Raw genomic sequence first — 6,221 nt, forward strand, 5'->3', positions numbered from 1 at the left:
TAAATAAAGAATAAAAAATCAATCTATGAGAAAGATCTATTTACACAAAAGATTTGACAGTTTCATGTTTTTCTAGGACAATTTTATCGCAGCTTTTTTCGATGATATGTATAATGAATTAAATATAAACAAATATAAGACAATTAGAGATGCCGCAGGCTTAGTTATGCGAAAGTCTGAAAAAGGTGATCATCCTTTGGCTTATACGAGCAAACTAGTCATGTATATTCAATCGCAAATTGCATTCAAACATTTATCTTTAACTAATCAGCAACAAAAAATATTAAAAGAACTTCAAAAAAGGTCACAATATGTTAACTTAAATTATGTTTATACCAGCCCGCTTAATGATATTAAGCAATTTAAACAAGAATAATTTTTCCTACTCATATAAAAAAAGCAGCTAAAGTAAACACTTTAGCTGCTTTTCTATTATTAAACTAAATCATACATTTCTGGCATTCTGCACCATTTTGAATTAAACATTCGTCTGCAGTCAAGTTCTCACTACCAGCTAAAACTTTTTCTCTTATTCTAACATAATAAATTGAGTTGCATCGCTTTTTAAAGGCATAAATATAAGCCTTATTTAAATCTCTTGTTGTTGCATTATCTTCAACAAATAAAGTTAACGAAATTGATTGATCAACATACTTTTGTGCAGCAGCTGTAATATCAATAATAGCATTAGGTCCTACTTCATATGCACCCTTTTCGTAATACTCATAATTGTCTTTATTAATCTTATAAGCTGGTACATAAATTCGACCCAAATCAGCCTCTTTGCGTGTTTCAACAGGAGCTACTACTGGCTGCAAACTTGGTGTACATGAAGATAAATAACTAATTGATCCAGTAGGTGCAACTGCTAATAAGTTAGCATTAGCTATACCTGTCTTTTTAATTTTAGTAATCAATTCTTCCCAATCTTCTTTAGTTGGAATAACTAATTTATATTTAGCTACAATTTCTTTAATCTTGTCTGTTTTCGGTGAGACTTCCTCATCAATAAATTTTTTGAAATAATCACCACTAGCATATGATGAATCTTTGAATCCTTTAAAAGCACCATACTTTTCAGCTAATTTATTTGATTCTTTAAATGCATGGTATGCAATTGTATAAAAGAAAATTCCTGTAAATTCAACTGCTTCTGGTGAATCATAATAAATATGATTAGTTGCTAAAAAGCCATGTAAATTCATTGCTCCTAGACCGATTGCTCGATTAGCTTTATTTCCCTTTTCAATTGAAGGAGCACAATCTAAATCTGAAGACCTGGCAACACGATTAAGCGCTTGAACACTATCAGAAACCAAACCACCTAACTTGTCAGCGCTATTCATTGCTGCTGCAATATTAAGTGATCCTAAATTACAACAAACATCGTAGCCCGTCTTATTAAAACTTAAGTCTTCATTATAGGTACTTGGCGTATTAACCTGAGCAATTTCTGAACATAAATTAGACATCACGATCCGCCCCAATTTCTTTTGTGGGTTTCTTCGATTGACAGTATCTTCATACATAATATAAGGATACCCTGATTCAAATTGAACTTCAGCAATAGTTTGGAAGAATTTTCTAGCACTGATAAATGTCTTTTTAATACATGGATTATTAAGGAGATTTTGGTATTCTTTAGTAATTGAAATATCTGACATTGGTTTACCATATTCACGTTTAATATCATATGGTGAAAACAAAGCCATCTTTTTATTTTCTTTGGCTAGTTCAAAAGTAATATCTGGAATCACTACGCCAAGTGATAAAGATTTAATTCTTACCTTTTCGTCAGCGTTTTCTCGTTTAGTATCTAAAAATTGCATAATCTGGGGATGATGGGCACTTAAATAAACTGCACCGGCACCTTGTCTTTGCCCTAATTGATTGGCATAAGAAAATGAATCTTCTAGTAATTTCATTACAGGAATTATCCCACTAGATAAATTCTTCATTTTTTTAATAGGTGCACCTAATTCACGCAAATTAGTTAAGCATAGAGCAACACCACCACCACGTTTAGATAATTGCAGACTTGTGCTTATTGCTCGTGAAATTGATTCCATATTGTCTTCAACTCTGAGCAAATAACATGAAATATATTCACCGCGTCTCTTTTTACCTGCATTCAAGAAAGTCGGAGTTGCTGGCTGGAAACGATTACTAATAATATCTTTAACTAAATTCAAGGCCAGTTCTTCATTGCCATCAGCTAAAAATAAAGCATTCATAACAGCCCGATCTTCAAAACGTTCTAAAAATTGTTTATTATCGTTTGTTTTTAAGGCATATGCTTTATAGAATTTAGCTGCACCCATAAAGTTCAAAAAGCTAAAATTTTGTGCATAAGCTAATTTGAAAATTTCTTTAATAAATTTAGCTGTATATAAATCTAGAACTTTTTTATCATAGTAATTATTATCAACTAAATAAGCTAATTTTTCTTCTAAAGAAGCAAACTTTTTCATTCTTGGTTCAATATGATTTTCAAGATATTGCTTAGTAGCTTCCTTGTCAGCTTTAAAATTATAATTTCCTTTTTCATCTTTAAATTTAGTAAGTGCATTTAAAGAAATATATGAATCATTATTAAGATTATCAGTCATTGTCTTCACCTGCATCAGCAATTATTTTATTAACATTATTTACATCTTCAGTTGTTCCCAGTAACTCAAATTTATATAGATAAGGAACATGTAATTTCTTAGAAATTACATCCCCTGCCAAGGCAAAAGAATTACCAAAATTGGTATTTCCACTAGCAATAACACCAATACATTTTTGCCGATTAGCCAATTTGTTCAAAAAGTGGATAACTTGCTTAGGCACAGCACCTGTAGTCCCATGGCCACCAGAATAAGTTGGCGTAATTAAAATATATTCTTCAGAAACTGAAATTTCTTTACTGAGTTTAATAGGAATCCTAATAGAATTACAATCTAACTTTTCTACAAAGCGTGCTGTATTATTTGAAGTGGAAGAATAATAGACAACTAATGGCTTTTTAGAAATCCCAGTCATCATCTTTAGTCTCCTCTCCTGTTCCCATTACATATGAAGAACCATTACCAGAAAAGAAATCATGGTTTTCATCAGCTTGAGCTGATAATTGAGCGAATACTTCTGGAGAAACATAAGTTTCTTCTGCGGTAAAAGGAGAATCATAGCCTAAATTTTGTAAAAATTTACCTGCATTATACAAACTGAAATGAATTGCATCATCAACCAAATCAAAATCATCATAAAGCTCGTGCAAATATTTCTTTTCCAAATCAATTAGTTTATCTAAGAAATCAAAAACGAATTTTTTCATTTCTGCTTGTTTAGCTGGAGCTAATTTCTTTACGGCCAATTGATATTTGTAACCACTATAATAATTGTGAATAACCTTATCTCTTAAGATCAATCTAATAATATCAGCAGTATTAGGCAATTTACCTCTTGCAGCTAAATAAAATGGTAAATAAAAACCACCATAAAGCAGGAACCCTGGCATAATTGCTGCGGCAACCTTTGATTTAAGCGGATCATTGCCTGTATAATACGGAATTACCGCTTTAGCTCTTGCTTGTAAAGCATCATTATTAACTACCCATTCATGCGCTTCTTCAATTTGTTCACTAGTACATAAAGTAGAAAAAATAGTTCCATATGATCTTGCATGGACAGCAACCATAAAAGCAAAATTTGCATAGATAGCTTGCTCTATATCAGTTTGTGAATTTTTAATTTGGGCTACATCACCCACACTTGATTGAGTTGTATCTAATAAAGTCAATCCAGTGAAAGTGCGAGTTATAAGCTGTTGCCAGTCATCAGATAATTGATTCCAAGAACTTATATCATTCGAAACTGGGATTTTTTCAGGTAACCAAAAGTTTTGAGTAACTCTGTTCCAAACCTCAAGATCCTTATCATCTTTAATGTCATTCCAGTTAATAGCTCGCATATTTTTGCCGTTGTTATTGTAAGCAAATTCAACTGGTGACTGTGAATGATCATAATAACTCATATTTGCTCCTATCATTATTTATTGTTTTATCTAATATATGTGTGAACATACTATAGCATCGTCTGCTCAATAATACAACATGTGGATTTTTTGGTTATTTATAATCAATATATTGTGGTTAAGCCGTTTTGATAATACAAAATTATTTTCAAATTTATTTTATCTTCCAAAAATAATGTAGGTGTTATTTTTTGCTTTTTTGACAAAAAAATCTCTAATAACTATTTTTATTGTTATTAGAGATTATTTATTCTAAATATTTTTTTAATGAAATCTCATTCCACCATCAACTTGAAGTGATTGTCCAGTAACATACCCAGCACCTGATGAAGCAAACCAAGCCACAACTTCAGCTACATCGCTAGGTTTTGCTTCACGACCAAGCGCTATCTCTTTGAGACAATTTGCTTGTTGCTGCGTTATTGTTTCATGTTTAATTTTTGCAATTTTTTATCAATTGCATCTCGCATTTTTGTGCGAACAATTCCTGAATTATAAGCATTAACAGTAATTTTATCTACTGCCAATTCTTTGGCCGCAGCTTGAGTCAAGCCACGAATTCCAAATTTTGAAACAGAATAAGCACTTTGCAAAGCAGAAGCTTCATATCCAGCCAATGATGCTGCATTAATAATCCTGCCTCCTTTTCCTTGCTTTTTAAATTGCTTAGCTGCAGCTTGAATACCCCAGTATGTACCTTTAAGATTTACATCAAATAAACGTTCAACACGTTTAGGGTCAGAATCAATAAAGCTATCAATAAAAGCTATCAATAAAAGCTATCAATAAAAGCTATCAATAAAAGCTATCCCAGCATTATTAACATATAATGCTAAATCACCTAAATCAGCTACAGCATGTTTGACAAGTGCAAAGACTTCATTGCGATTGGCTACATCAACATAATAGGCCTTAGCCTGATAACCTTTATTGCGTAACTTATTAGCAACTTCTGTAGCTGTTTCACTGTTAATGTCTGCTACAGCAATAGCATATCCATCCTTCACTAAACGTTCAGCAATCCCTTTTCCAATTCCTTGACCCGCACCAGTAACAATTGCAAGTTTAGTCATTTATAATACCCTCCATAAAAATTAATTATCAAAGTATGATAGTGATTTTTTAACTTCGATTTTTGTACCATAGTATTTATTTTTAATATACGATTGAATATTTTTTTTATGATATAGTTTTACTAATTTCTTATAAACTGAGTTATTTTTATTTTTAGCTGCAGTAGCTAGAATATTAATATTGTCTTTCGTACTTTGATCAACTTTTTCATGAAAAATAGAATCAGTTAGTACATGTAAATGACCTTCTAAGGCAACAGTATTTGAAATTAAGACCGCATCAACACTATTGATGACACGTGGACCAGTAGTATCATCAATTTCTTTAAATTTTAAATGTTTAGGATTATTTTTGATATCACTAATAGTACCTAAATAACCAAAATTATTTTTCAATGTAATCAAACCGGCCTTTTGTAGCAAAATTAAACCACGTGCAGCTTGTGATGGATTATTAGCAATAGCAATTGTTGCACCATTAGGAATATCCTTTATTTTTTTATACTTTTTAGAATAAATGCCTAAAGGTTCCATATAAGTAGTACCTAATGCCGCTAATTTATCAGACTTATTTTCTTTGTTATAAGCTAAATAATAACTCCAAAGCTAAATAATAACTCCAAAGCTAAATAATAACTCCAAGATTGAAATGCATTAACATCAACATTCCCCTGAGCTGTAGCTTTATTTAATTGAACCCCATCAGTAATCTGTTTAACTTTTATTTTTAAACCTAATTTTTTGGCATCTTTAGATTTGGCAATATGTTGCCAAATCTAATAATCGGATCCCTGTGAACCAACCGTCTAAGTGTAAAATAGTTTGCGGTAACGTTTAAATATAAATTAAAAGGAGTCAAATCCATTTCAGGACTTGACTCCAAAACAAAAAGACCAGTAGTCTGATGTTAAGCAAAAAAACACATTAGAAGCTGGTCTTTTATGGAATTAATTGTAACTGAAATCGTCAAAATTATAAAGTCTGAAACTAATATTATTAAGCGTGAAAAAGCTATAGCCTTTTTCTTTCTCAATTTGATCAGAGAATTGATGTCCTTAGCCTTGGAACTAGTAGATCAAGAGCTAAGTGAATCAATGAAGAATCAGGGCTACCAAATTGAAAAGAAGAATCAA

Annotated in this window: 4 protein-coding genes and 3 pseudogenes; 2 read left to right on the forward strand and 5 right to left on the reverse strand. The window is 31.4% G+C overall.

Going from position 1 to position 6,221, the window contains the following annotated elements:
* The first annotated feature begins 166 nt into the window (after positions 1-166).
* Positions 167-376, forward strand: a complete 210-nt coding sequence (locus BLP58_RS08785) for a bacteriocin immunity protein (RefSeq protein WP_477218255.1) — start codon at positions 167-169, stop codon at positions 374-376.
* Between the two features lie 64 nt (positions 377-440).
* Here the strand turns inward: BLP58_RS08785 and nrdE are convergent, their stop codons facing one another.
* From nrdE to BLP58_RS08810, 5 genes and pseudogenes are all read right to left on the reverse strand, one after another.
* Positions 441-2,609: a class 1b ribonucleoside-diphosphate reductase subunit alpha gene (gene nrdE, locus BLP58_RS08790; protein ID WP_013855195.1), complete on the reverse strand. Its 2,169-nt coding sequence runs from the start codon at positions 2,607-2,609 to the stop codon at positions 441-443.
* Positions 2,602-3,027: a class Ib ribonucleoside-diphosphate reductase assembly flavoprotein NrdI gene (gene nrdI / locus BLP58_RS08795; protein WP_005720082.1), complete on the reverse strand. Its 426-nt coding sequence runs from the start codon at positions 3,025-3,027 to the stop codon at positions 2,602-2,604. The genes nrdE and nrdI overlap by 8 nt, the downstream gene beginning before the upstream one ends.
* On the reverse strand, positions 3,008-4,015 hold the full coding sequence (gene nrdF, locus BLP58_RS08800) for a class 1b ribonucleoside-diphosphate reductase subunit beta (protein ID WP_013855194.1): 1,008 nt from the start codon (positions 4,013-4,015) through the stop codon (positions 3,008-3,010). The genes nrdI and nrdF overlap by 20 nt, the downstream gene beginning before the upstream one ends.
* Positions 4,016-4,279: 264 nt before the next feature.
* Positions 4,280-5,088, reverse strand: a pseudogene (locus BLP58_RS08805) (SDR family NAD(P)-dependent oxidoreductase).
* A gap of 21 nt (positions 5,089-5,109) precedes the next feature.
* Positions 5,110-5,894 (reverse strand): annotated as a pseudogene (locus tag BLP58_RS08810) (MetQ/NlpA family ABC transporter substrate-binding protein); the annotation flags it as partial.
* Positions 5,895-6,029: 135 nt separating this feature from the next.
* Between BLP58_RS08810 and BLP58_RS08815 the strand changes: the two are divergent.
* A pseudogene (locus BLP58_RS08815) lies at positions 6,030-6,221 on the forward strand (ISLre2 family transposase); the annotation flags it as partial.

Source organism: Lactobacillus kefiranofaciens (assembly GCF_900103655.1).
Lineage (GTDB): Bacteria > Bacillota > Bacilli > Lactobacillales > Lactobacillaceae > Lactobacillus > Lactobacillus kefiranofaciens.

Coding starts and splice junctions, on each gene's coding strand:
- BLP58_RS08785 (WP_477218255.1), top strand. CDS start 167: ATGCGAAAGTCTGAAAAAGGTGATCATCCTTTGGCTTATACGAGCAAA.
- nrdE (WP_013855195.1), bottom strand. CDS start 2,609: ATGACTGATAATCTTAATAATGATTCATATATTTCTTTAAATGCACTT.
- nrdI (WP_005720082.1), bottom strand. CDS start 3,027: ATGATGACTGGGATTTCTAAAAAGCCATTAGTTGTCTATTATTCTTCC.
- nrdF (WP_013855194.1), bottom strand. CDS start 4,015: ATGAGTTATTATGATCATTCACAGTCACCAGTTGAATTTGCTTACAAT.